This window comes from Vibrio sp. 1069, assembly GCF_033340555.1.
Map to the genome: position 1 here is coordinate 1 of NZ_JAWOWP010000086.1, position 1,173 is coordinate 1,173.

A 1,173-nucleotide genomic window follows, 5' to 3' on the forward strand; every position below is an offset into this window, starting at 1 on the left:
ACCGACAATCGCCACTTGCGGTGGCGAAACCACTGGTGTTGCGAAAATGCCGCCAATGGCCCCAAAGTTGGACAAAGTAATGGTTGCGTGTTGTAAGTCTTCTCGGCTGATCTTTCTGTCTCGGATGCCTTTGACGGTTTGATCGAGCCAGCGACGAACGTCTTGCGGTTCATACTCATCCGCGTGGCGAAGCACGGGGACATACAGTCCGTGACGGCTATCCACCGCTACACCAAGATTGACGGTAGGATGAACACAGCGCGTCATGGTTTCGGCATCGAACCAAGCGTTGAGAGCTGGCTCTTGCTGGCAAGCATAAACGATAGCTTGTACCAGACGAATGCTGATGTCCTCGTTTGGCAACCAATCTTCCAATAACGCTTCTTCGGTAATGGTCACCGCTGCGACGTTTTGATGCGATTCTGCCATGGTCGAGACCATCGTACGGCGCGCTCCTTTGAGCACTTCAGTGCCAGGAACTTGTTTGCCTGCTTCTTCGTAAACATCGGCATCGACGATCAAACCGCTTGGTCCGCTACCGACCATCGTTTTCAAATCTACGCCTAGCTTTTTCGCTAGTAAACGCGCGGAAGGTACAGCGGTGATGAGTTTGTCTGTTGATTTGTTGTGGCTGCCGCCCACCCAAAAATCATCAACATTTACGTTGTGAGATTGGTGAGATACGGTGCCAACAACGGTTGCGGCATCGGCGGTTTGTCGTTTTTCCGCAGAGACAGTGTTTTCTGCGCCACTTTCGTCGATTTCTAGAAGTAGGGCGCCAATATTAATAACGTCGCCTTCTTCACCATGGCGGCTGACAATTCTGCCTGCGTACGGAGCAGGAACGTCTACGGTTGCTTTCGCCGTCTCAACGGTGAGGATCACTTGATCGAGTTTGACCAAGTCACCCACATTGACATGCCATTTTACAATTTCTGACTCAGCGAGACCTTCGCCGAGATCGGGTAAGTTAAACGTCTTCATTTCCAATCCTCCACGAGCTCGCGCGCTGCGATCACAATGTCTTCTTCCTGAACCATGAAATAATCTTCGTTACGGTAATAAGGCATAATGGTATCCATACCTGTGACTCGTTTAGGTGGCGCTTTTAGCAAGCACATCGCGTGCTCGGCGGTTCGAGCCAGCAGCTCAGAACCCACACCACACGTTTTA

Annotated in this window: 2 protein-coding genes; both read right to left on the reverse strand. The window is 51.2% G+C overall.

What is annotated here, in order from left to right; all coding sequences use genetic code 11:
- A partial coding sequence (locus tag R7040_RS24585; RefSeq protein ID WP_318097288.1) for a dihydrolipoamide acetyltransferase family protein occupies positions 1-984 on the reverse strand: 984 nt, incomplete at its 3' end.
- On the reverse strand, positions 981-1,173 hold a 193-nt coding region (locus tag R7040_RS24590; protein ID WP_318097289.1), incomplete at its 5' end, for a transketolase C-terminal domain-containing protein. The genes R7040_RS24585 and R7040_RS24590, both read right to left, overlap by 4 nt.